The sequence below is a fragment of the Paenibacillus sp. ICGEB2008 genome (assembly GCF_000307675.1).
Lineage (GTDB): Bacteria > Bacillota > Bacilli > Paenibacillales > Paenibacillaceae > Paenibacillus > Paenibacillus polymyxa.
In genome coordinates this window covers 24,912-49,683 of sequence record NZ_AMQU01000030.1, presented here as the reverse complement: position 1 = coordinate 49,683, position 24,772 = coordinate 24,912, and the positions used below count along the sequence as shown (strand labels likewise).

Genomic DNA, 24,772 nt, shown 5'->3' with positions numbered 1-24,772 from the left:
GTCGATATCTAGAATCTTCCTGATTTAAAAATTGAATATAGTAAAAAGGCAACCATCAAGAGCGCTACAACAAAACCAATTTCAATCGCAGGTACGTTCCACAGCATGGTCGCCTGGTGATTTAGCGATGAACCGATAATCAGCCCGACCATAATAATGCTGAATGCTAACAGCACAATACTGAATGACAGGCGATTGCTGATCTGATCCAGCTTGCGCAAAAGCTGTTCCAGCTCTGGTACAGTAACTTCCAGTTTAAGCTTACCCTTGCTGATAATTGAGGCCAGATGCCTCGTCTGTCTCGGCAGTTCCATCAGCGTCTCCATCAGCTCGGTTGCACTCCCCAACAGCTTGCCCCGAATACGGCGACCGCTGAAGCGTTCCTTCAGCAGCTTATTGCCAAAAGGCTCGGCCAAAGCAATAATGCTGAGATCAGGGTCCAGATGCTCTACAACCCCTTCCAGTGTCAGCAGCGCCTTGCCCAGCAGCAGGACGTCTGATGGCAAACCAATCCGATGGCGCTGTGCTGCGCCAAACAGGTCGTTCAAGGCATCGCCAATACTGACCTGTGAGAAAGGAACATCCGAGTAATCTTCGCGTATTTTGTCCAGATCAGCTCGCAGCGCATTCAGGTCAGCATCCGGGTCGACCAGCCCCAGTCGTTCGATGGCCCGAACCATAGCATCGGTATTTTTGCGCATCAGGGCGATCATGAGGGAAGCGAGATGATTCTTCATCTCTTCGCTCAGCCTACCCGCCATGCCAAAATCCAAGTAGGCGAGACCTCCATTTCTCAGGACGAGCAAATTGCCCGGATGGGGATCGGCATGAAAAAAGCCCTCTATAAAAATTTGATGCAGCATGCTGTTGACCAGCCGCTGCGCCAGTTCTTTCAAGTTGTAACCACGGTGTAATAACTCTTCACGACTCCCCAAGTGAGTCCCGTCCAGAAACTCCATGGTCAGTATACGTGAGGAGGTATGATCCCAGTATATTTTCGGAATATAGATATGTGGGTCCTGCTCAAATTGGAGCGCAATCTTCTCTGTGTTACGGGCTTCATGGTTGTAATCCAGCTCCTGAATGAGCGATCTCCCCAGCTCTTCCACCATCTGGCGAAGCTGATAACGCTCCACCCATTCCCAGCGCTTGGCTGCCATTGCGGTCAGTTCCCGTAAAATGTCCAAATCCCGCCGAATGATGCGATTAACGCCTGGACGCTGGATTTTAATCGCGACCATCTCGCCGCTGTGCAGCTTGCCCAGATGCACTTGCCCGATCGAAGCAGCCGCCAGCGGATCATCGTCAAAACGAACCAGTATGTTCTCTAATGACGTATCCAGCTCCTGTTCCAGAATGCCCCGCGCTGTTTCAGGCGAAAAAGGCGGTACCTGATCCTGGAGCTTGACCAGTTCGCGAATAATAGGCTCTGGCAGCAGGTCAGCACGTGTACTTGCCAACTGTCCAAGCTTGATGAATGCAGGCCCCAGGTCCTCCAGCACAAGCCGAATCCGTTCACCTAGCGTTTTCGACTCGGGGGTTTCTCTCGTCAGCCACTTGCGGGGCAGGGATAGCAGCTGGAACAGTCCCATTTCTTCCACCATATAACCAAAGCCATGACGCGCCAGCGCCATGGCAATTTCCCGGTAACGACCGGCGTGCTTCATGCGAACGGCCATTTTAATCCAACCGGTTCGCTTCTTCAGCGTCACTCGAACCCGTAAGCGCCGCCTTTTCTTTTTCCAGCTCCGCTACCTTTTTTTCCAACAATGCCACACGCTGCTCCAAACTTGTGACATCATTTTCGGTAGGTACTTCCAGTTCCTGCAAAATGCGGCTAACCTGCTCGCGGATCATGGTTTTGAATTGTCCCTGCTCCTCTGCTCCTCGTTCGATCAGACGATCGACCAGCGCTTTGGATTCCGAGGGCGCAAGTTCTCCCCGATTTACAAGATCCTCGACGGCTTTCTCCACCTTTTCTTTGCTGACAACGGTGAGGCCCCACCCCAATGAGATGGCTTTTTTGAACAAATCGCTCATAATATATCCTCCCCTACCTGTGATTACCTATAGTATAACCTGAAAAGGGGAGCCGCATAAAGCTCGCAGCTCCCCTCCCATAATGGTTGGAATGAATGATTATACTTAACCCGGAAAGCGTCCGGCCCACTTAGCAGCCTGAAGCAGCAGCTTACGGTATCCCTCGTGCTGGAAACTTGGCTGATTATGTCCAGGCATCAGGTAGACGACCCGGCCCAAGCCATAGGACAATGACCATGCAGCCGGCCACCACTGACCTTCATACTCGTATTCCATCAACAGTGTTTTTTCGGTGAATGGGTCAAAATCAAAACGATACGGCTCCTCCTGAATCTCGAACGGCTCGATCCCTTCCATAATTGGATGATCCGGCTCTGTTACCTTGAAGGAAAGCTGCTCCGCTGCCGGATGCCGCAGGAAGCGCGCTCCCATGAGCTGTGCTATTTCATAACGTCCTTGCAATGTGATTCCGTTATGCAGCACAAGCAGTCCACCTCCGCCGCTGACGTAGGACAGCAGTCCTGCTGTTTGTTGAGGAGACAGAACCTCCTTACGGCTATCACAATACGAGATGCATAGATCGAATGAGGCTAGATTTTCCTTGAGCAGCATTTTACGATTTTCACTGCATTGTACCGTCATCCAATCTTGTAAAATATGGCTAATCTCTTCGTCCACCCCTTGTAGCGGGTGAAACTCTGGATATGAATAATCTCCTAGCAGCAATGCTTTTCTTTTTTCCATCATAAATCCTCCTTGCCTGACTTGTATATAAGGACTTTAAAGGCGGGTCCCGTGCCAACGGTCTCTTGTTTGTGGGGTCAAAAAGCTCTAAAAAATTCCTTTGGCCCTCATCTTTTTCCCATAACACCGCCATCGTTGTCCAAGCTACGGCATATATAAATAATTCTACAGACGGCCTATTAAATCCTTTAGCAGAAGATTATAGCATATATGTTCGCTCGGAATAAACTAATTATAAATTTATAAACATGAACGCTGGCGATTCCGCCCGTTTATGGTATACTCGTAAGAAAAAAAGTGCGTCCATGCTCTATTAGCAATGAGGGGCCGCTTTTCGTAAGAAATCTATGCTTGCGGTTATAGAATTGATAAGAATTGCCTCAAAGCTTATACATTCTATAAATCTTAAAACACTGGGGAGGTTGCATGAATGAAAAGGACTGGAATGACCCGGCCCTTGGACAGCTTGGGACGAATTGTGCTTCCTAAAGAGTTGCGCATGACGATGGAGATTGACATCGGCGATCCATTAGAGTTTTTTATTGAAGGCCAAACACTCATGCTCCGTAAGTACAAATCAACCAATTGTATATTTTGCGGTTCGGTTGATACCAACACCTATTTTAAAGATCAGTTTATCTGCGATGCATGTGCCACCTCGATGAAAACGGAAGATTTACTTCCAGTCACAGCGACTGAAACCCAGTCACCTCCACTGAAGCAAAACATGCATATGAAAAAGATTTATCAGCGCACGGATGTTATTTTGGAGAAAATGAGAGAGCTTATGGAAGAACATCCGGCATCTTCACAAAAACAACTCGCGTCCATGCTTGGCGTGAGTCAGGGAAGGATTTCCCAACTGAAAAAGCTTATGTAGGCGAATCGTCCAAAAAACAATGTATACGCTTCCATGTTATGTAAGATTTAATTCATTTTATTTAGAACAGCCGGACCCTTATAGGGACCCGGCTTTTTTGTGTTTTAGTGGTAAGCCCGACATTTTTCAACCCAGCGTGCTGCTGCCTTGGGTAGAGAAGCGAGATGAATGTGTGTGTAGGCTGCCAAAAGGTTCCCTTTGGCATAACCTTCACTCTGAAGTCCGCGCATCCCCTTGGTTTGATAGGCAAAGGGATAGGGGGCGGCAGATTCATCATAGCTCATGACCGAATAATGAAATTCATGTCCACGAATCGTCTCTCCAGCCTTCAGCAGCAAGCAATCATGCAATGCGGTTGCTTCCCGGTATCCCAATGCAGCCCGCTTCTCCTGCATGCGAACGTCCGAAGGGATCACCCCGGCCATGTGGTGGGCGTGACCCGCCCGATCCGTAAGTGTCCGGGCCAGTATCATATAACCACCGCACTCGGCGAATACAGGCATATCCCGGCTCACTGCGTTGCGGATATCTTGCAGAAAGCCCGTATTGGCAGCGATATCTGCCGCAAACTCCTCGGGAAAGCCGCCGCCCAGATATAGGCCGTTGGCGTGCTCAGGGACGCGTTCTCCCGCCAGCGGACTAAAATAGACAATCTCTGCTCCCGCTTGGCGCAGCAAATCCATATTTTCGGGGTAGTAGAAATTGAACGCCGCATCTCTGGCGACAGCAATGATGGGACGTTCCCCAGTCTCGACTTCATGTCCTGCTGTGGGAGGCTGATCTGGAGGAAATAATGGGTGCTCGGGCAGACTGAGCGGCGGAGCCGAATCCGCCAATGCCCGGAGTGCATCCAGATCCGTACCCGCGCGAATCAGCTCTGCCGCCCGTTGGAAGAGCGGCTCCAGCTCGCCGCGTTCTACAGCAGGCACCAGGCCCAGATGACGCTCGGGAATATCCAATCCGTCATCGCGCTTTAACCAGCCGAGCACAGGGATGCCGCATTCCTGCTCGATTGCCCTTTTGACTATGCTGTAATGCCCCTGGCTACCGCAGCGATTCACGATTACACCCACAATGCGCAGCTTGGGCTCCAAACGCTGAAAGCCAAGCACGATGGCGGCCGCGCTGCGTGCCATGCTGCGCACGTCGACGACCAGCAATACCGGGCTATCCGTCAGCATGGCGATTTCGGCGGTCGAGCCAATATTGCTGAGCGGGTCCTTGCCGTCATATAGCCCCATGACGCCTTCAATCACGGAGATATCTGCGCCTTCAGATGCGCGGATAAAGGTTTCACGCACCGTATCCGGCGAGGTCATCCAGGAATCGAGATTACGGGAAGGCGTTCCGGTCGCGGCCGTATGATAGGTCGGATCAATATAATCCGGACCGCACTTAAACCCCTGCACTCGCAGGCCGCTGTCGGCGAACGCCTTCATCAGCCCGAGAGTCACAGTCGTTTTGCCCGCGCCGCTGCCCGTACCGGCGACAACGATACGACTTCTGCGTGCCGTGGCAGACGAGTCTGGCTGTATAGCCTGCTTCATATCGTCAGTCATAGGAAATCCGCGCTACAGACAACGTCATATTTCCGCTTTTTTTCTTCTCCAGCAGCCAATGGTCCGCACCGGAAGACAACAGGCTGATGGTTCGCTGACCCCATAGGCGCCAGTGTATTTGAAGACAGTTTCCGATGGATTGGGAAGCTGCACCGTGTTCAGCTCTGACGGAGTGTACGTCACCAGCTCCCAGCCGTATTTGGCGCAGAGGGCGAGCAAGCCCTCTTCATCCTTTTTCAGGTCAATCGTAGCAATATTCCGTACGCTTTTTACAGACAAACGCAGCTCTTGCAAGGTGTTCAGCACCCCAGCCTCCAGCTCCTCCAATGCAGTTCCCCGATTGCAGCCAATGCCAAGCACCAAGCTTTTAGGACGATACAACACGCCATTAGAAAGAAACCTCTCCTCTTCCTCAGGCTCCAACAAACGGTCACTTACGACCAACGCGGCGTTGAACGGTTCTTGTGCCGCTTCCGCCATTGAGGCATATACCTTGATATGTGCAGGTACTGGCTTGTCATAGCGCCACCAGTTCCGTTCGCCTGTCTCTTGTATGAGTACAACGGGCTCCTCGTTCACAACAGCGGCGCTCACAGGCGTGGCCTTATCGAAGCTATCGACCACCCAACCCAATTCCCGCCCCAACATATCCACTGGAATCGTGCCCTGCACGTCCGATGCAGTCGTGATTACCGCACGTGCCCCCAGTACAGCGGCTACATGACGGGTCAATTCATTTGCGCCGCCCAAATGCCCAGACAGTACGCTAATGACATGTTCTCCGCGATCATCAATGACGACCACGGCGGGGTCTACCTTTTTATCCACCAAAATCGGTGCAATCATACGAACCACCGCACCGAGGGAAATAAATAAAATAATACCGTTATATTGTTTGAATAAATCCGGCAAAATCAGTTTGACCGAACCTTCGAACAATTGAATGCCACGCTCCTGCTCGTCTCCACGCTCAAACTTGGACATGTAATACACATCCGTACCCGGAAAGCTGGCTCCCAAATTGCGGACCATCTCGACTCCATGCTTCGTGATCGCCACAGCGGCAAATGGATTACTCACCAGGCTTCACTCCCTTTCGGTAGCCGTGGGTGAACGACTTGTCATACAGCTTGGAACGATGTGCGTCCTTGTCCACTAACCCCGGGTCGAGCGCCCACCCTGCCAAAATCATGGCATGCATCGTAATGCCTGCTGCACGCAGATCGGCTGGCAATTGGGCAAGCGTCGTGCGCACGATTTTTTGGTCTGGCCAAGTTGCGCGCTGCACAACGGCTACAGGCGTGTCTTCGCTCCAGCCAGCCGCCAAAAATTCAACGACTACCTTCTTCGCCAGCGTTGCACTGAGGAACAGCGCCACTGTACAGTGATGGGATGCCAGATCACGCAGCTTTTCCCGATCCGGTACAGGTGTACGGCCTTCGGCACGCGTCAGAATGACCGTCTGCGTCAAGTCAGGCACGGTTAGCTCTGCACCCAGCACGGCCGCAGAAGCAAAGACCGAGCTCACGCCCGGTACGATTTCGTAGGCTACTCCGCGCTGCTTCAGCAGCACCATTTGCTCCAAAATCGCACCGTATACTGCCGGATCACCTGTATGTACACGGGCTACACTGCGCCCAGCCTGCACAGCCTCGCTCATAATCTCGACCTGCCGCTCCAAATCCATGCCTGAGCTTTGCAGTACCTGTGCCTCGGGCTTAGCCGTAGCAATCAGCTCATCGTTCACTAGTGAATCAGTGTACAACACCACATCTGCAGTACGTAGAATCCGGGAGCCTTTGACCGTAATCAACTCCGGGTCACCAGGGCCTGCTCCTACGATATATACCTTTGGCTCCAACGTCATTTGCTCACCACCATTAAACTCAAATATTCAAGCTCCTGTCCGCGCAGCTCACGAGCGTTGCGCCATACCATTTCATAAGGAGAAGTGACTTTGGTAATGACCGATGCACGATCGCCAAGATTGAGCTCGTCCAGCACATCCAAAATCAAATCCAGTACCTTGGCAACCTTGATAAACACGACCGTATCGTGATTCTCAATCGCCCGCTTCATCGCTTCGCGATCCTCCGTAGCCGGAATAATACCAACCTGCTGATCTCCGTCAGCCAAAGGCAATTCAAGCGCTGCCGCTGCTCCCAATACAGAAGAGATGCCTGGAATAGATACAATCGGCACCTCGGGATGAAGATCCTTCATCAGACGCGCCAAGTGAATAAAGGTACTGTACAGATTAGGGTCTCCTTCTGTGACAAAGGCTACATCCTTTCCTTGACTCAGAGCTTCCCAGCAAGCAACTACCGTTTTGTTCCACTCCCGCTCCAGTACAACCGGGTCTTTGGTCATTGGAAAAATGAGTCCCAACATCTCCTTTTCCTCCGGGTTAACGTATAATTCCACAATCTCGTGAGCATACGATTTGCCTCCCCGGCGCTTTTTCGGATATGCCACAACTGCACATTCCTGAATCATCCGGTACGCCTTGACCGTGATCAGCTCGGGATCACCCGGCCCCACGCCTACGCCATAAAGTGTTCCTACTGCCGCCGTATTCATGCTGTCTCTCCCCCTCTTGATTTACCAGCTTACTCCTCTGCTGCTCCGTCAGCCACGTCTACCGGCGGCTGTCCTGTAATAACATATATCGGATTGAGTCCGTCAAAACGAGTCATATTCAAAATCGGCTTGCTACGCGCTGTTTGCAGTAACGTCACCGAGGTTTCGAGTCCTACGGCTTGCATCGCCTTCATACCGTCATGCAGCGTCTCAATGGTTGCAGCATTCACTACAATTCGCCCATCCTTACGCAGACGGGAAGCGCACAGACGAATCAGTTCTGCCAGTTCTCCTCCACTCCCGCCGATAAACACGGCATCCGGGTCTGGCAGCTCGTCCAATCCGGCAGGCGCTTTGGCATGGATCACTGGAAAATCAGTGCGGAATTTGACCTTGTTCGCTTCCACATTGGCCAGATCGCCTTCATTCTTCTCAATGGCAAACACTTGCCCGTACTTGGCCAGCCGCGCACATTCCACAGCGACAGAACCGGAGCCTGCGCCGATGTCCCATACGATGCTTCGCTCGGTCAATCGCAGCTCGGACAAGCTAAATACGCGCACTTCACGCTTCGTGATCAGCCCTTTTTCCGGCTTGCGCTGGTGAAATTCCGCATCCTCGAAGCCAAATCCCCGGCGAATTGCTGGCACGTCTTCTCCCTTACGGCGACGCAAAACAACCACGTTCAGGGGTTGGAAGGTTCCCTGCGCCATCTCTTCCAGCGTATAATGCCGATACGCCTCATCCGGTCCTCCCAAATGCTCGCCGACAAAGGCATCATATTCCGTCATGCCATAATGCAGTAAATAGGCAGCGACTGCGGCCGGGTCATTCCGGTCGTCCGTTAGCAGCGCGACCTTGTTCTGTCCATCGATCCGCTGCGCTAGTCCGGTCATTGGACGACCATGCACACTTTCCAGCACCGCATCCTGCCAGCTTTCACCAAGACGCGCAAATGCCAGTTGAACCGAGCTGAGATGGGGTAAAATATCCAGGTGCTCAGCCCCCAGCTTGGCAGACAAATAGCCTGCAATTCCAAAAAAAAGCGGATCGCCTGACGCAAGCACGACAATATCCTTGTGCTCACGCAACCGTCCCAATTCTTCCACCACGGCGGATAAGCCGCTCTTTAATGTTCGTTTTTCTCCTGCGGCTGCCTCGAAAAAGGCTAGCTGGCGCTCACCACCCACCAACAGGTCGGCACGCTCAATTTGTTCCAGCGTCTCCTGCGACAGACCTGCCGCTCCATTTTCACCGATACCAATGACACAAATTACTCTACTCACCGACTCTCGCCCTCCCCAGCACGTTCCCTTTCAGCGTTACCAGTACCATTTCCACGGTGATTCCACCACCTGCATGCTCCAGACAATGCTGACACCCATAGGTACATAACTTTTCAAAAAAGCTCAGCGCATTCGCTTCGGTCATCATATCCGCCACCTGCGTAGCTGTATTCGCCTCAGCTACTGCCGTTGCAAGCGACTCGTCCACACCTGCCTCACGCGCAACCTGGGCCAAAAATCCAAAATCCACCGGAGCGCTCTTGGAGTGAACCATCATGACACCCTGAGCAACCTTCGACAGCTTGCCGGGCATACCGACGAGAATAATCTTCTTCATTCCCAATCGTTTGCCATGCTTGACTGCAAAGCCGACAAAGTCGCCCATCTGAATAAAGGCTTCTTCCGTCAGCTGATCATACATTTGCATCGCATATTTTTCACTGCTGCCGCCTGTGGTCAGGACAATTTCCTCGCAGTTCATCGCTTGTGCAACCGATATAGCCTGCACCACGCTGGCTTTATAAGCAGACGTGGAGAACGGAACGACTACACCGCGTGTGCCCAGTATGGAAATACCGCCAAGAATGCCAAGTCGCCCGTTCAGCGTTTTCTTGGCGATTTCCTCGCCGTCCGGCACACTGATAACGACACGGACACCCTTGGCCGATCCGTGCTCCTCAAGCACGCCAGATACGGCCTCCGTAATCATCCGGCGCGGCACCGGATTGATCGCGGCTTGTCCGACAGGCACAGGCAGACCGGGCTTCGTTACCCGCCCGACGCCGATGCCGCCGTCCAGCTCAATGCCCGGCTCCTCGCGCCAGCTAACAGAGGCGCTAATTCTCGCCTGATGCGTGGCATCCGGGTCATCGCCACCGTCCTTGATCGTCGTGCAGGAAGCTTCGTCCGCATCCAACACAGGCTCGATCAGTTCAAATGCATGATCGAAGCCCGCGGGCAGCGATATCACCGCTTCCTTCGGCGCTATGCCCGTAATGAGCAGTTGTACCGCTCCTTTGGCTACTGCAGCCGCACAGGCCCCCGTCGTAAAGCCTGACCGCATCGGCTTGTCCGGCGCGAGAGCTTCACCACTTTTCATCCGTTTGGGCCTGTCGGCGGACGCCGCTTCCTTTTCCATGCCAATTCCTCCTTAACCTCTTCTGCTGATCATGCTCTAATTCATTTCATGATACAGCAAACGGACAACCGCATCTAGCGGACAGCCATTAAGGAGATTGCATTCAATGCTGCTACGACAATCGTGCTGCCGCCCTTGCGTCCAATATTCGTAATGAACGGAATATCCAGCTTGCGTAGCTCGTCCTTGGATTCTGCCGCCGATACAAAACCTACGGGCATACCAATCACCAGTCCAGGCTTAGCCGCTCCTTCTTTCACCAGACGAATCAGCTCCAGCAACGCTGTAGGCGCATTGCCAATCGCATAGATTCCACCTTCGCCCGCCTGAATCGCTTTGCGCATCGAAATAATGGCACGTGTCGTGTTCAGCCTTTTGGCTTCTTCCATCACGTCCGGGTCAGATATGTACACATGAACATCCCCGCCAAATTGACGGATGCGATCCTTGCTCAACCCCGCCTGAATCATCTGCACATCTGCCACCACCGGCTGTCCTGCGCGAATAGCTGCAATTCCGGCTTCAATGGCTTTCGGATGAAATACCATGCTGCGCCCCAACTCAAAATCAGCAGATGCATGAATGACACGCTGTACAACGGGATATTGCTCTGCTGTAAATGGATGCTCTCCCAATTCTTCTGTGATCATCGCGAAGCTTTTACCCTCAATCTCCTGCGGCTGTACCGTTAGCGGTTTAAAATCTGTTTTAAAGTCCATGGTATCGACCACTCCCTTATGGAAAATTAGTTTAGGAAAAATAACTGCTCGTGTATTGAAATAACAGGTATTTCTATTAAAACACGTATTTTAAGATGACTATATTTTAGATACATGCCAGCAGTCGTTATGGATTAACTGAACCCGTAGGGACTTGAACCAACTCAAATGGAAATCTTCCCTGTTGCTGTGCGCAATGTATCAATTACTCCGTCGAAATGATCAAATACCGTACCAAACTCTACTTCCGGTCTGGAAATCAAAATGACGTGAATACCCAGATCCAGAGCAGATTGAACCTTCTCATCCACTGCTCCCGTGCGTCCGCTTTCCTTGGTGACCATCACGGTTGTACCAAAGTGCTTGTACAATGCTTCGTTCATCTCACGGGAAAAGGGCCCCTGCATGGCAATAATATTTTTTTGCTCCATCCCCAGTTCGCCGCACTTCTCCATATTGTCGAGGCGCGGCAGCATACGTGCAACCAGACGAATCTCCGGGTCTCCGAGTAAATGCTTGGTGAATGTGCCGAGCGTCTTACTGCCCGTCGTAAGCATGACAGAGCCTTTGAGTTGCTTAGCAATTAATGCGGCCTCTTCATAAGAAGACACAATATGGAGCAATGGATGATTGTCATACACCAGTCCCGTCCGCTCGTAGCGAATATAAGGAACTCCAGACTCGCGAGCAGCTGTCATCGCATTCGCATGTGCTTCTTCTGCAAAAGGATGACTGGCATCAACAACGGCCTGTATCCCCTTCTCCCGAATCATTGCACCCATTTCATTGGCTGTCATTCGGCCTGTACGTACGTCCAGCCCTGCTTCGGACAAGCTGGCCGCCGCGCTTTCGGTTACGACCGAAGTTAATACGTTAAAGCCGGTGTCACGGATTTGCAGCGCCAATTCCCTTGCATCGCTCGTTCCGCATAGCATGAAAATCATGAGCCATTCACCTGCCCGGTTACGTTCACTACAGACGGCGCATGTGAATGATCGTGATCATGGTCATTATGGCTGTGAGCATGGACATGCGCATGATCGTGAGCGTGGCTGTGTGTATGGTGCTCGTGATGGTGATCATGCTCATGTGCATGATGGTGGTGATGGTCATGGTCGTGATGGTGATCGTGGTCATGGTCGTGATCATGGTCGTGGTGATGATGGTGATGCTCCTGCGCTTCCAGACGGAACTGGCAGTTATCGCAATTAGCCGTAACCTTGCCGAACAAACCTTCGTTAGCTCGCTCCAGCACCAGCTCAACTAATTGAGGATGGAAGCCAAAATATCCGCCCATTTCCACTTGTAATGCAGGGTGAGCCTCGGCGAATTCCTGAGTCATTTCTCCAATGCGCTTAATCAGCACACCTGTGAATAGAAAATACGGAAGCACGATAATCTTTTTGGCCCCCAATCGTACACAACGCTCTAGGCCATCGGGAAAAGAAGGCTGCGTCACACCGATAAAGCTGCTTTCTACCCACGTATAAGAAAGCTTCTCCCACAGCATACGAGTGATTTTGAAAAAGTCACTGTTCGCATCTGGATCGCTACTTCCGCGTCCTAATACAAGTACCGCTGTTTCTTCGTCAGATACCTCGGTAGATGCCTCTACAGCGCTATTCATCCCTGCTGGAACTGCAACAGGGCGGGCCTCTTTCAAGCGGTTTAGCAGTATGCTAACGATTTTTTCGTGAACGCCAATCGGACGTCCGTATACAAATTCCACCTGCGGGTATTTTGCCTTTGCCCGGTCGATTGCCTTCGGAATATCAATTTTGGCATGCACTGCTGCGAACAAAATAATCGGAATAAAAACGACACGCGTCGCCCCTTTGTCCACACACGCCTGTACTCCTTCGGCAATACTTGGGCGTGCCAACTCCAGGAAGCAGGTTTCTACACACGTACCTGGCGCCCGATCTGCCACTGCTTGCGCAAATTCCAGTAGTTCCTGATTACCCTCTGGGTCCCGACTTCCATGTCCAACCAACAATATTGCATCCACTGCTGTGTTTTCCTCCTCATTGATAGGGATAGCCTACATGACGCCCTATTATATATATATGCTTGTATCCTGTTCATCAAGCCTACCAACCCACTTAATCACCACAAACCGCGTTCACTTCTACTGTTGCTGGTGCATCTTCATGCCGGAAACCCGCAACGATGCCTACACGTTTGAAAAACTTATGAAAACGCTCGTTCGGATGCCCTTTTTCCTTGTATTCAGCGATAATATTCTCCACGATGTCCGTAATCTGATCACCCGGAATTCCTTCCGCTACGGGCTGAGCGGCATGAGCATTACGGCCGAATTTTTTGCCGCCGAGGAAAAGATCATATCCTCCCTTGCGGTAGACAATTCCGATATCCTCCAGTACCGCTCCATAGCAGGCCATGCCGCATCCGTTCAAAGCAATGCTCGTTTCCTTGGGTGCCTGTAATCCGCCAAGCACAACCTGTAGGTGCTCAGCCACAGGCACTGCGTCATCCTTCTCCATATTACAGAAGTCGCATGCCTTGACCTTAAACACATCGCCGATCGGCATGACAATGAATCGTTCATCCCGAAGCCGTCCGACCAGTTCCTCGGGGTCTGCGCACGGCACGCGCAGCACGATCTGATGATCTGGCGTGTATTCCAGCTCGCCATCATCACCCGCTACCTCGGCGAGCAGTGCCATCTGCCGAGCAGTGAATTTCTTGTTTCCCACGCCAGGGGAAACCCCCACCTCAAACAGCGCAGGCTTGCCAAAGCCGCCTGACGCCTTCCCAGTGGTAGCCACCGTTGCCGTTCCGACGGCGCTCTGGGCAGCAGGCGCTTGCCCGCTCCAGCGAGCATTGGCTTCGCCCGGCAGCTTGCCGCCGACAGCTAGGCGGCTTAGTGCCTCTGCTGCCAGCGATGCTGGAGCCGCTCCGGTTTGCTTCGCGGGCGCAGCCTGCACGGTAGCCATCGCCTGCGGGCGTGCCTGCGTGGCAACCGCAGCGCTGCTCGCGGAAGGCTCGGGAGACGCAGACATTGCTCCACCTCCCTGCGGTGTATCCAGCGCGCGATCCTCTTGCGCGCCCAGCGACCACGGCTCCGCTTCCGTGCGAAGCCGCTGATGCGGTTTGAGCACTTGCTCGGTCGCGTCCAGCGTGTATTTACGCTGATAGCCGCGCGGAGTCACGATTAACCCGTCATACACTGTCGTCGAGGAATTGCCGATGATTACGGTCGTCAGCATCCCGATATCATGGTTCAGCATATCTTCCAGCGTCGTTACAATAACCTGCTGACGTTCACGATAAGCACTCTTCACCAGTCCAACTGGAGTTTGCGGATCACGGTAACGGAGCAAAATGGACTGCGTCTCCACAATCTGGCGGGTACGCCGACCACTACGCGGATTGTACAAGGCAATCACAAAATCAGCCGAAGCCGCAGCTTCTACACGCTTCACGATCGTTTCCCACGGGGTCAGATGATCACTCAGACTGATTGTGCAAGCATCATGCATAACCGGCGCTCCCAACAACGAAGCACAGGATTGAATAGCCGAGATCCCCGGCACAACTTCTACCTCAACCCCGTCCTCGCGACGCCAGCCTTTTTGCATCAGCACTTCGTACACCAGCCCTGCCATGCCATAGACCCCAGCATCTCCACTGGAAATGACGGCTACCTTCTTACCCATCTCTGCTTGGCGAACCGCCTCCTGCGCACGGCTCACTTCTTCTGTCATCCCTGTGCGTACAATCTCCTGTCCGTTCAACAACGGACGGATCAAATCAACGTAGGTATTGTAGCCGATAATGACCTCACTTTCGGCCAGCGCATCCAACGCCCGTTTTGTGATATGTTCCATATCTCCTGGTCCAAATCCAATCACCAGCAATTTTCCTAATGGGCTCATCGTGCTCCTCCTATCATCCTTTTCAGGGCAGCTATACTATCTATTTCAATAATTTGTGGCATCCTTTAACTCAAAAAACCCCATCCTGCCCGGATGGGGTTCCTATGTACGTATCTCTCTCACCAGACGAAACAGCGTAAGAAGACAGTTCTTGTCTTCCTCCTATCTGCCGTTGTTTTCCATCTGTTTTGTTTACGCTTCAAACGCTGCTGCACGTTCATATCCACGCAAACCTGTAACCAACATGGAAAAAGCAACGTGTGCCTGATTTCCTGATTTCGTACACCCATCCTCTCCGCGAAGGTTAACGGTGCATACAGATCAAGGTAGGTCTCCTGGCTTGGCATCAACGGATTCTCTCGTCTTCCCCGTTTTGTACGAGTGACCATTTAAAAGAACCCTCTTCCTTACAGTGGCGGGACCGCTCGGGACTTGCACCCGATTCCCTGTTACCCTTTGCTCAACCGCAAAGGCACCTTGTCTGTCCGCTATTTGATTATGGGTCTTATCATAACCTTGCCTCAATCAGTTGTGCAAGCACGAAAAAAGCTTTATTTCAAGTTCTCTGCTTTATTTTTCAACATATGCAGCAGTTCATCCGGGTCCGCAGATATACTCAGTAGCGCTGGATGATCAGCTCCGGTAAACCCTTCCTGCACGCTATGACGTACCATTTCTACCAACGGGTCAAAATATCCATTCACATTCAGCAGCCCAATGGGCTTGCGATGTATACCGATTTGCGCCCAGCACAATACCTCGAACAGCTCCTCAAAGGTTCCCAAGCCTCCCGGAAGGGCTATAAACGCATCGGCCATCTCGCTCATCGCCGCTTTACGTTCATGCATGCTTGCTACCTCAATAAACTCGGTAACTCCCCGATGAATGATCTCTGCATCGAATAACAGGGTGGGCATAATGCCGGTGACCTGACCTTCACCCGCCAGCAGTTCATCCGCCACCTTACCCATCAGCCCTCTGCTGGAGCCTCCATAAATTAAACGGATATGCTGGCGAGCCATAGCTTCACCCAGCTTGCCTGCCGCCTCAACATATACCGATGAATGTCCAGGTCTGGACCCTGCAAATACACAAATAGAATTCATAAACGTCTCAGCTCCTGTCCTCAATATCATGCATCGAAACTTATTCATTATATTAGATAAATATTTTCGCTATAACAAAAAACTTTGCGATGCATGTCCAACAAAAAAAGATAAAGACCTCGTAGGCCCTTATCTCTATTTTACTCTGTATTAGTAAATATAAGTTCATTTTTAGCTTACTGCATTTATCATTTCCAGCTCATTTCAAATGACCGTTCACGCTCTTCAGACCACAGCCATGCACCGAATCGCTATGTTCGAAATATTTGCCCAGTTCCACCATCATCGCACCCATGCGCTCTTCAGTTGGAAATACGACTCGTTCAATCCCTTCTTCCAAAATGGATTGTGCAGTCACCTTGCCTACCGATACAGCAATGACATCTTCACGAAAGGCTTCCAGTAAATCCTCCATTCGATTTTGCTTTCTGGCATATTGGGCCAAAAATCGAATTTGCGGACCACTCGTGAACGTAACGGCATCAATCGTACGGTTTATAACATCATCTAGTAGCGCCTGCAATTTTGCTTCTTCAGGTGGGATATGCTTATAAGGAAGTACTTGGCGGGTCACTGCGCCTTGCTCATCCAGCCACTCTACCAACCGGGGGGCCGGGTCTCCATGCAGTTGCAACAGTACTTCCTTCCCCTTCAGATCATATGGGGCAAAAGCCCGTGTCAATCCGATCAAACTTCCGTCCTCGTCCCGTACTGCTGGCGTAAAGCCGCGCTTTTTGAGTCCATTGACCGTCTTGTAGCCCCGTGCTGCAATGTTGGAGGATTGCAGCAACTCTATAATCTGCTCGGCCACGCCCATATCCTCTGCCATATCGAACAGAGCATCCAGTCCCATACCTGTCGTGAAGATGTACCAGTCCGGAGGGTTCTTCACCCACGATACAACAGCGTTGCGCAGCTCAATATCATCCAGAAAAACAGTCCCCTGGGCCGGGCGTTCTACTGGCTCGCCCCCCATCTTCATAACTAGCAACGCCATTTCTTCTGCTTTACGGGGACCGGCAAGAGCGACTCTCTTACCTGCCATGCGTTGTGCCATGCTGTTGCCTCCCTTGTAGATGTCGTATTTCTTTCTACCAAGTATACAATCAGAAAGGCAAAAGACAAATAAGAATTACTTTTTCGATAAATACAGTAATCTTATAAGTGGGCGTGTCCTGTTTCGCTTTCCTGCTGGCCTTCTTTCTGATCACTTCTATCCCTCTCCCTGCCAGATGATGAGTTATCATCACCTCTCCCTTTAAATTTGGGTCGGAGCAACATCCACAGCAAGAAGGGCATGAATACAAAAAAGATGACCATCACCGCAGTCCATTCCCGGCTGAAATCATAAATTTGTACGATGTTGGAGAACAGCATAAACGAACAGACATAACCTAACAAACCTAAGGGCCAAACCATCAGACTCCCCCAGACATGGGCAAACATGCGCTTTACCGCCAAACTGGTAACGTACAGATCAATTCCAATCTTCGTAAGAAAGGCTGGTACGGTCAGTGCTGCCACGAACAAGTCGAACCGATCCAGGAAGTCCGTTAGTTGCAACTGACGCACCAGTTCATACGATGGATAAAACAGTCGTGACAAGATAGGAACTCCAATCACCAACTCCGACAGCAACACCAGCATGATTATAATAGCGGTTCCGAGTAAATGCCCCAACCACGCACTACGTCCATTATAGCTCTTCCCAGAAATCACAAAGGGAACGATCATGATATCGGCCATATATCCGAGCATGCGCCAGCTCCCCTTGATCACTCCATCTACCTCCGGATGTAAATAGGGTCTCAGCATCGAAAAATCCATATTACCTCCAAAAAAAAGCGGCATAGTCAACAGTGTCACAATCAACAATGGCACAAAAATCTCGGTCATATTGACAAGGGTACTTATCCCCCCTTTAACCATAAATGCCATAGTCAATAGCACAATAAGAGATACGACCACAATCGGAGTCAGCGGCAAAAGAACCACCTCCACCAGATCGGTAATAATCCTCAAATCCCGCGCAAAAATGATCAGGAATAAAATGAAATAGACTGCAAGCAGCATACGTCCCAGCACAGGGTGAGAGCTTACCATCGCCTCCATCAGATCCTGATCAGGGAAACGGCGTTTGAGTTTCAACATCGCCCAGATCGGCAAGCAGAGCACAATGGCTGCAATTATACAGGTCCAGTAGGCATGCTGATTCGCGTGATCTGCTGCCTGCGCCGGAGCATGTATAAGGGTAATACCGACCTCCATCAATACACTAAACAGCACAATTTGTCTGGTTGTGAACTGTTTCATGCAGGTACATCCTCCTTTTGCCCGCAGGCATCCATTACACGATTTACAACGTAGGGGGGAGCCACATGTCAATAAAGCGGGTCAGCCAAGTAGCCACATAAACAGTGCTCTTCGTCGATGTGCCATAAATCCAGATGCCAATGCTAATGACATACAATACGCGGGAGACCCAGCGATTGACGGCAGGTGCATTGCTAATACGTTTACGGTCAATCAGATACATGAAGATCATAGCCAGCAATAAAGGTAATAGAAAAACTTTATTCATTCTGGATTTGCTCCTTTTTGACCCCGAATGGCTTGGTGACCGCCCCGATATTCTCAATATGCACGACCGGATCTATGGTGACCTCCACCTTGGGATACAATTGCTCCCACTGAGGTTTAATCCGTTTCCACTCATCCGGGTGATTCGTAATAATAGCCCGGCCCAGGCCAAGCACGTCTGAATGATACTTTTGCTGAATCACATGAACAGCCTCTCCCAGCTCCCTCTTAATTTCCTCGACCGTTTGCTGCTCCAACCACTTCAAATTCTCCTCCCTGGAAATATCGAAGCTCGTCTCATTTTCCTTCACATTCCCATTGCAGTTCATATGAACCGTCATTCGAATTTCGTCCCCCCGAATAAAAGGCTCGATATGAACTTTATTTTCGATGAGATGCACAGATATATAGCCTCTACCTTTGGGAGGGGGGATAAAAATTTCTGTTTCTTTGGCTTGCTCCATACCCAACAGCAGAAACCGACTGAGGTGGTTATCAATAATCCCTGTTAATCTGTCTTGGCGAAAGACAGCCAGTCCATCAACCTGAATATTTGTCTTCTTGTCTTTAAGACTATCAGGCCCATTCTTCACCAGAGACATTACTGGAACTATCGGGTCAATGCCTTCCAGCAGGACGGAATTCATCAGCAGCTTAACGGAACGAGGTTTTTTCATATAGGAAAAGTTGAGCTCACGCACCATTTCCGCTGGATATTGCTCAATCGGAGCATCTGCCTGAAGCATTTCCATCGCTGACCCCTTTGTAATAACAACAAGGGAAGACAGGCGGTTCTGCGGAATACGTGCAATGACATCCATCATTTTGCTAATTCCTTCTCGGGCTAGCGTCTCCCCGAGCAGCAGCACCCGTCGATGAGAATAATTCAGTGTTCGCGAAACCTCTCGCTGTTCCTCAGTACTTGCTCCCCGGAAGCTTGGACCTGTTTTGGACTCCAGGTAGTAGGACTTCGTACCACTGGTACCCCCCCCTCCTCCTGTGCTGCCCGAAGATCCGAGCTGTCCGGGCAGAGCAATTTGCATCGTTACCCGGTATTGATCGCCTTCCTTATCCAGTCCGGTACCCATCACAAAGGCCACATCATTCACTTCACGGCGATCCCAACATCCTCCCAAAAGAATAGAACAAAGCAGTAGACAACAAAGTACAGCTGCTTTACGTATTTGCTGTGTATTTGATGTGGGCTTCATCACCATCCCTCCTCGGTTTTAGGCGATCCGTTCATCTCTTTCTTCGCTCGTTTGTTGTTGTCCTTACCAATCCATGAAGGACGTTTGGTCATTTTCCACCAAGGTGCACGGACGATAATATCCTTTTGATCCATATGGTTGTACGGGCTATATCCACTCATATAAGGGACACCAAACGATGTTAGCTTGGTTAGGTGCGTAGCAATCAGCGTTGTCGCAATAATGATGCCAAACAAGCCAAATAAACCAGCCATCAGCATGATTGGAAATCGCAGCAGACGAACCGTAATGGCAAAATTAAAACGCGGTATGGTAAACGAGGCAATACCTGTGAGCGACACAACAATAACTATTGGCGCCGATACGATTCCTGCCTGTACTGCGGCCTGACCAATAACGAGCGCCCCAAGGATACTGACGGCCTGACCAACCGTTTTGGGGAGACGAATCCCAGCTTCTCGCAGCGCCTCAAAGGAAATTTCCATCATCAATGCTTCCACCAGGGCTGGAAAAGGGATGGATTCCCGAGCCGCCGCAATACTCAATATGAGTGTCGTCGGCAGCATATCATGATGATAGGTCGTCACCGCTACATATAATGCTGGCAGAAAGAGAGCCATGATGAGAAAAAGAAAACGAATCCAGCGCACCATATTACTGATGAAGAAGCGCTCGTAATAATCTTCGCTCGCTTGCATCATTTGCCACATCGTGACTGGTCCAATCAGGGCAAAAGGCGTGCCGTCCACAAAAATGGCAAACCGTCCTTCCAGTAATTGCGCGGTGACGGTATCGGGACGTTCGGTGTATTCCATTTGCGGAAACGGTGAATATGGGTGATCCTCAATCAGTTCCTCAATATATCCAGTCTCCAGAACACCATCAATTTTAATATCGCTGAGGCGCTTTTTAACATCCTCCACCAGCTTCGGATCTATGATCCCTTCAACATAGGTAAGGACGACGCTCGTTTGAGTTTCTGTTCCGAGGGTCATGCTGTGCATCTTGAGCTTGGAGGTCTTCAGCTTGAATCGTAGCAGTGCCGTATTCACGCGAAGTGTCTCTGTGAAACCCTCACGTGGCCCACGAATAACAGCCTCGGTCTGCGGCTCCTCCACGCCACGGCGAACGCCTCCCTTGGCGCTGAAAATATAAGCACGAGCCGTTCCATCTACGAACAGAGCGGCATTGCCGTCCAGTATCGCTGCCGATACCTGCTTCCATTCGTCCATCGTTTTGGTCTGGGACATGGAGATACGAGTCTCATCCAGCGGCTCCAATTTGCCGTTCACTTCAGGGTCCTTGAGCATCATACCCAAGATGACAGGCCGCAAAATATGATCCTGCAAATCCTCTGATTTTACCGTGCCTTCGAAATATGCCAGCAACCCTTTTCGTTCAGGGGAAATCATGAGCTCTCGGTAGACGATATCAGAGCATTCCTTGAAAATATCACGCATTGCGACCCTATTGTCTTCCAGACTGCTGCGCAGTGGCTCTTCCAGCCATGAAGACTCAGGCAGCCCTTTGGGCACACGAGCATTTCGTGTTTTGCGTTCAGCGGCTGGAACCGCTCTCCGGCTCCACGGTAGCTTTGGCAGCTTGGGAAAGCGCCCTTTCTTCATCGTTAGTCCCCCCTTTACGAATAAACCGATCAGTTAATATGACATATAGGATGTACCAGCCTGCAAAGGATTATGTATCCAATGAACTCACCATCTTGAACACATAACAAAAAGACCCTGCAATGATGCAGAGCCTTCAAAAATCAATTATACATCCGAACATTTATGATCAAGAAGATTTAATCTCCCCAATACTCCTCGGGATGGTATTCAATCTCAGAACCGGCTTCGAACGTAAGCTCGCCGATCTGAGCATGATATTGTACACTTTCCGGGGTGACGTAATACCAATGCTTTACCACGAATCCGCCATCTGCGGGTGTTACAAAACGAAATACGTTCAGCTCCTTGCTGAAACGCACAATCGCCTCCGCTGCCTCACTCGGCAACTCTTGAAGCGTGAAGCGAAACACGCCGTCCGCCGATTCCAAACGACAATCGAAACGCTGCTTGCGGCTGTCAGCAAAGCTTCGCCCTGTGACGGCATGCTTGATCAGCCATGTTTCCTGCTGCGCCATTGTGCGCACCTCCTTTTAGGGCAAATCAATCAACATATAAAAAACAGAATCCTCTGCCTTCAGTGATAGCTTCGGCTCCTCCTCTATGCGAGCAGAGTCTCGGCCTTGGAGAAGATGTCCACCGTTGACACGCAGTGAACCCTCGATGACGAACAGGAACACGCGCCGACCCTCGGCCTGTGTAAATTCTACTTGTTCCCCGGGCTGAAGCTTGCTTAAATAAATCGTTAAATCCTGATTAATTGAAGCTATTTCACCCTCCGTGCCGGGTACACGCTTTCCAGCAACGACAGGCAGGAGCTGACCTTGCAGACGTTCCGTATTGAACGTTGTAGTCTCATAGGAAGGTTGCAATCCTCTTGTGTGCGGACTGAACCACAATTGCAGCAGACTGACATCCTCGGTTTGCGAAGCGTTGTGCTCCGTATGAATGATGCCGTGCCCCGCTGACATTCGCTGAATGCCTCCAAAACGGGTCACCGCCACATGTCCACGGTTGTCTTCATGACGCAGCTCCCCATACAGCACAATGGAGACAATCTCCATATCGCTGTGCGGATGCGCCCCAAAGCCCCGGCCTGGTGCGATGACATCGTCATTACAGACACGCATAGGACCAAACGCTGTATTGTTCTCATCCTGATACTCCGCGAATGAAAAGCTGTGGCTCCCCCGCAGCCATCCCTTATCGAAGCTGAATCGGGAAGCAGCCGGATATATTGTAAACATAATAGCCCTCCTTCAAGGATGAACAATGAGATCAAATCCCTCTCATTGTACCCGAGCCCAAGCCATAAAGCTACGCTTCTGTCTGAGTGGTAATCTCATCTATAAAAGACTGCAAGGTACTGGTAACGAAGGCCTCCTTACGGCGGATAAACACCGTTGTCACTTCATTGTAAGGCTCAGGGATGGCATGACCGCACACAAGACCTTGAGCCACCAGCCCGCTGATCGAGGATTCGGGGAAAACGGTCATTCCAATGCCTGCCGCTACACTGCCGATAATCGTCTCAAATGTCCCAAACTCCATGATCCGCTTGGGGATAATCCCCTCCATTTTGAGCCAGGTTTCCAGTCTTCCCCGATATCCGCAGCCTTTTTTATATACCAGGAGCGGACGAGTTGTAAAATCGTCAACCGAAAAGTCATTTCCTTGAGATACGAGGACCAGCTTTTCCTGAAATACATCAAACTGTTCAATGAGCGGATGCTTGACTGGTCCGGTTACAAAGGCTCCATCCAGTCGCATTTCTGCAACCTCCTGCACCAGTGATTCCGTAACCCCGGCCTTGAGGGACAATTCGACATCCGGGTACTTACTGTAGTAAGCATGTAAAATGGCTGGAAGGGCAATGACAGTCTCCACGATACCAATCTCCAGCACCCCTGAAGGTGTAGAGGTGTTCTGAAACGCATGCTTCATTTCCTCAAATTGCGATAAAATGCTTTTCGTATATTGCAGCAGACGCTTGCCCTCAGCATTGAGGATCATCCCCCGCTTATGTCTATAAAATAAAGGCGTCTGCAGTTCCTTTTCCAGCAGCTTGATTCTGGCCGTTACATTGGACTGGACGTAGCTAAGCTCGGCTGCAGCCTTGCTGACACTGCCATGTGCAGCCACCGTCTGGAAAATGTTTAAATCGTTCAGATCCACTACTGTTCCCCCTTATTGTGAAGGGCAAGGACCACCAAAATTGACGCGCCTTGTCACTTATCATCATTTTAAATGATCATAATGTTTATTTTCAATCATTTTACCAACAGCTTCCTATCCTTTATGATGTGTCCATAAGATATGTCCGCTGAGACCGGCAAGGAGGAGCTTCTGTACACCATGAACAAACAGATCATGACCGGATCTTTACTATGCCTGATCGCCAGTATGTCCTGGGGGGCGATGTTTCCGGTTTCGCACATTGCATTACAGCATATTAATCCACTGTACTTTTCATTTTTGCGCTATTTATCGGTTACACTCATATTAATAGTGCTATTGTGGCTCAAAGAGGGACGGACTGCATTTCGCTTTGATGGCAAGGGCAAGGTGTTATTGTTCTTCGGAACTATGGGATTTACCATTTATAATATGGCCGTTTTCCAGGGACAGCACGCGATGGGGGCAGCAGGTACCCTTGTAGCTGCTATTATGGAAGTGCTAATGCCGATGATCTCCATTGCGATGGTGTGGATCATGACCCGTAAAATGCCTCCAAAATATACATTAATCAGCATGTTGATTGCGCTGGCTGGGGCATTACTGGTTATCACGAACGGCAAATGGACCTTTTTCACGCTTGCCGGACAACATCTATTGGCGCTGCTGCTTATTTTCGTGGGTGTCGTCGGTTGGGTCGTATATTCCATGGGAGGCAGTCATTTTGCAGGGTGGTCTACTCTTCGATATTCAACCTTGACCTGCCTGCTTGGAACTCTGGTTTCTTTTGTAGTCGTGACCTTTGCCTCTGCTTTCAACTGGATTGCAGTGCCGGATTGGCAGCACGTATGGTCAGTCAAATACGAAATGAGCTTTATGATCCTGCTTCCAGGGCTAGCGGCCTTGCTGAGTTGGAATGCCGGAATCCGCAAGCTGTCTCCGCTAAACGGTATTCTATTTATTAATTTTGTACCGATTACCACGCTGGTACTTATGTATTTCCAAGGCTATGCCATTAGCCGTTTTGAACTGTACGGGACTGTACTGGTCATTTTCGCACTTATTCTGAACAATATGTTTCAGAGAAGCTCTCTGCGTCCGTCCAACAGCTCACGGGGTGCCCGTTTCCGTCTGAATCGCCGCAAGTCGTTCAACGGTGACTTCTAACCCTGCGAACCAAAATTATGATAAAACATCAAAAAAAGCGCCTGGATACGGAATATAACCTCC

At 50.7% G+C, this 24,772-nt stretch carries 23 protein-coding genes, 1 pseudogene and 1 riboswitch; of the genes and pseudogenes, 2 read left to right on the top strand and 22 right to left on the bottom strand.

What is annotated here, in order from left to right:
* Positions 1-8: 8 nt before the first annotated feature.
* The 3 genes from C400_RS0124755 to C400_RS0124745 form a co-directional block, all read right to left on the bottom strand.
* Positions 9-1,679 (bottom strand): ABC1 kinase family protein, encoded by a 1,671-nt coding sequence (locus tag C400_RS0124755; protein WP_026065516.1) that lies wholly within the window; start codon positions 1,677-1,679, stop codon positions 9-11.
* A 1-nt stretch (position 1,680) separates the two neighbouring features.
* The gene (locus tag C400_RS0124750; protein ID WP_016822808.1) at positions 1,681-2,040 is read right to left on the bottom strand and encodes a phasin family protein; all 360 of its coding nucleotides are present in this window, start codon (positions 2,038-2,040) and stop codon (positions 1,681-1,683) included.
* Between the two features lie 105 nt (positions 2,041-2,145).
* The gene (locus C400_RS0124745; RefSeq protein ID WP_017428602.1) at positions 2,146-2,784 is read right to left on the bottom strand and encodes a ThuA domain-containing protein; all 639 of its coding nucleotides are present in this window, start codon (positions 2,782-2,784) and stop codon (positions 2,146-2,148) included.
* A gap of 430 nt (positions 2,785-3,214) precedes the next feature.
* Here C400_RS0124745 and C400_RS0124740 point away from each other — a divergent pair, with 430 nt between their 5' ends.
* On the top strand, positions 3,215-3,664 hold the full coding sequence (locus tag C400_RS0124740) for an AbrB/MazE/SpoVT family DNA-binding domain-containing protein (protein ID WP_013373515.1): 450 nt from the start codon (positions 3,215-3,217) through the stop codon (positions 3,662-3,664).
* Positions 3,665-3,768: 104 nt separating this feature from the next.
* Here C400_RS0124740 and C400_RS0124735 read toward each other — a convergent pair whose 3' ends face one another.
* The 19 genes and pseudogenes from C400_RS0124735 to C400_RS0124640 all read right to left on the bottom strand — a co-directional run bounded on the left by C400_RS0124735 (position 3,769) and on the right by C400_RS0124640 (position 23,542).
* Positions 3,769-5,223 carry a cobyrinate a,c-diamide synthase gene (locus tag C400_RS0124735; protein WP_017428601.1) on the bottom strand — a complete coding sequence of 485 codons (1,455 nt, stop codon included), beginning with the start codon at positions 5,221-5,223 and terminating at the stop codon, positions 3,769-3,771.
* Positions 5,216-6,303, bottom strand: a pseudogene (locus C400_RS0124730) (cobalt-precorrin 5A hydrolase). The gene C400_RS0124735 and the pseudogene C400_RS0124730 overlap by 8 nt, the downstream one beginning before the upstream one ends.
* On the bottom strand, positions 6,296-7,090 hold the full coding sequence (gene cobM / locus C400_RS0124725; protein ID WP_013373518.1) for a precorrin-4 C(11)-methyltransferase: 795 nt from the start codon (positions 7,088-7,090) through the stop codon (positions 6,296-6,298). The pseudogene C400_RS0124730 and the gene cobM overlap by 8 nt, the downstream one beginning before the upstream one ends.
* On the bottom strand, positions 7,087-7,803 hold the full coding sequence (gene cobI / locus C400_RS0124720; protein WP_017428600.1) for a precorrin-2 C(20)-methyltransferase: 717 nt from the start codon (positions 7,801-7,803) through the stop codon (positions 7,087-7,089). The genes cobM and cobI overlap by 4 nt, the downstream gene beginning before the upstream one ends.
* 29 nt (positions 7,804-7,832) lie before the next feature.
* A complete protein-coding gene (gene cbiE / locus C400_RS0124715; protein WP_017428599.1) occupies positions 7,833-9,089 on the bottom strand; it encodes a precorrin-6y C5,15-methyltransferase (decarboxylating) subunit CbiE in 1,257 nt (418 codons plus the stop codon).
* A complete protein-coding gene (locus C400_RS0124710; RefSeq protein ID WP_017428598.1) occupies positions 9,082-10,227 on the bottom strand; it encodes a cobalt-precorrin-5B (C(1))-methyltransferase in 1,146 nt (381 codons plus the stop codon). Before C400_RS0124710 ends, cbiE begins: the two co-directional genes overlap by 8 nt.
* Positions 10,228-10,301: 74 nt before the next feature.
* Entirely contained in the window at positions 10,302-10,946 is a 645-nt protein-coding gene (locus C400_RS0124705) for a precorrin-8X methylmutase (RefSeq protein WP_013373522.1), read from the bottom strand.
* 164 nt (positions 10,947-11,110) lie between these two features.
* Positions 11,111-11,890, bottom strand: coding sequence for a precorrin-6A reductase (gene cobK / locus C400_RS0124700; protein ID WP_016822798.1), 780 nt, complete (start codon positions 11,888-11,890; stop codon positions 11,111-11,113).
* Positions 11,887-12,954: a sirohydrochlorin chelatase gene (locus tag C400_RS0124695; protein ID WP_017428597.1), complete on the bottom strand. Its 1,068-nt coding sequence runs from the start codon at positions 12,952-12,954 to the stop codon at positions 11,887-11,889. Before C400_RS0124695 ends, cobK begins: the two co-directional genes overlap by 4 nt.
* A 94-nt stretch (positions 12,955-13,048) precedes the next feature.
* Positions 13,049-14,845, bottom strand: coding sequence for a precorrin-3B C(17)-methyltransferase (gene cobJ / locus C400_RS0124690; RefSeq protein ID WP_017428596.1), 1,797 nt, complete (start codon positions 14,843-14,845; stop codon positions 13,049-13,051).
* A 308-nt stretch (positions 14,846-15,153) separates the two neighbouring features.
* Positions 15,154-15,339: riboswitch (cobalamin riboswitch) on the bottom strand.
* A gap of 57 nt (positions 15,340-15,396) precedes the next feature.
* A complete protein-coding gene (locus C400_RS0124680; protein WP_017428595.1) occupies positions 15,397-15,951 on the bottom strand; it encodes a TIGR00730 family Rossman fold protein in 555 nt (184 codons plus the stop codon).
* Positions 15,952-16,150: 199 nt separating this feature from the next.
* The gene (locus C400_RS0124675) at positions 16,151-17,008 is read right to left on the bottom strand and encodes a uroporphyrinogen-III synthase (protein ID WP_017428594.1); all 858 of its coding nucleotides are present in this window, start codon (positions 17,006-17,008) and stop codon (positions 16,151-16,153) included.
* 101 nt (positions 17,009-17,109) lie between these two features.
* On the bottom strand, positions 17,110-18,264 hold the full coding sequence (locus tag C400_RS0124670) for a GerAB/ArcD/ProY family transporter (protein WP_017428593.1): 1,155 nt from the start codon (positions 18,262-18,264) through the stop codon (positions 17,110-17,112).
* Between the two features lie 43 nt (positions 18,265-18,307).
* Positions 18,308-18,532, bottom strand: a complete 225-nt coding sequence (locus C400_RS0124665) for a hypothetical protein (protein WP_016822791.1) — start codon at positions 18,530-18,532, stop codon at positions 18,308-18,310.
* Entirely contained in the window at positions 18,525-19,742 is a 1,218-nt protein-coding gene (locus tag C400_RS0124660; RefSeq protein WP_017428592.1) for a Ger(x)C family spore germination protein, read from the bottom strand. Before C400_RS0124660 ends, C400_RS0124665 begins: the two co-directional genes overlap by 8 nt.
* Positions 19,742-21,367: a spore germination protein gene (locus C400_RS0124655; RefSeq protein ID WP_016822789.1), complete on the bottom strand. Its 1,626-nt coding sequence runs from the start codon at positions 21,365-21,367 to the stop codon at positions 19,742-19,744. Before C400_RS0124655 ends, C400_RS0124660 begins: the two co-directional genes overlap by 1 nt.
* A 179-nt stretch (positions 21,368-21,546) precedes the next feature.
* Positions 21,547-21,885 (bottom strand): hypothetical protein, encoded by a 339-nt coding sequence (locus C400_RS0124650; protein ID WP_017428591.1) that lies wholly within the window; start codon positions 21,883-21,885, stop codon positions 21,547-21,549.
* A gap of 15 nt (positions 21,886-21,900) precedes the next feature.
* Positions 21,901-22,614 (bottom strand): pirin family protein, encoded by a 714-nt coding sequence (locus C400_RS0124645; protein ID WP_017428590.1) that lies wholly within the window; start codon positions 22,612-22,614, stop codon positions 21,901-21,903.
* Positions 22,615-22,684: 70 nt separating this feature from the next.
* The gene (locus tag C400_RS0124640) at positions 22,685-23,542 is read right to left on the bottom strand and encodes a LysR family transcriptional regulator (RefSeq protein WP_016822786.1); all 858 of its coding nucleotides are present in this window, start codon (positions 23,540-23,542) and stop codon (positions 22,685-22,687) included.
* A 180-nt stretch (positions 23,543-23,722) separates the two neighbouring features.
* On the opposite strand from C400_RS0124640, the gene C400_RS0124635 reads away from it, so the two are divergent.
* Positions 23,723-24,709, top strand: coding sequence for a DMT family transporter (locus C400_RS0124635; protein ID WP_017428589.1), 987 nt, complete (start codon positions 23,723-23,725; stop codon positions 24,707-24,709).
* Positions 24,710-24,772: the final 63 nt, after the last annotated feature.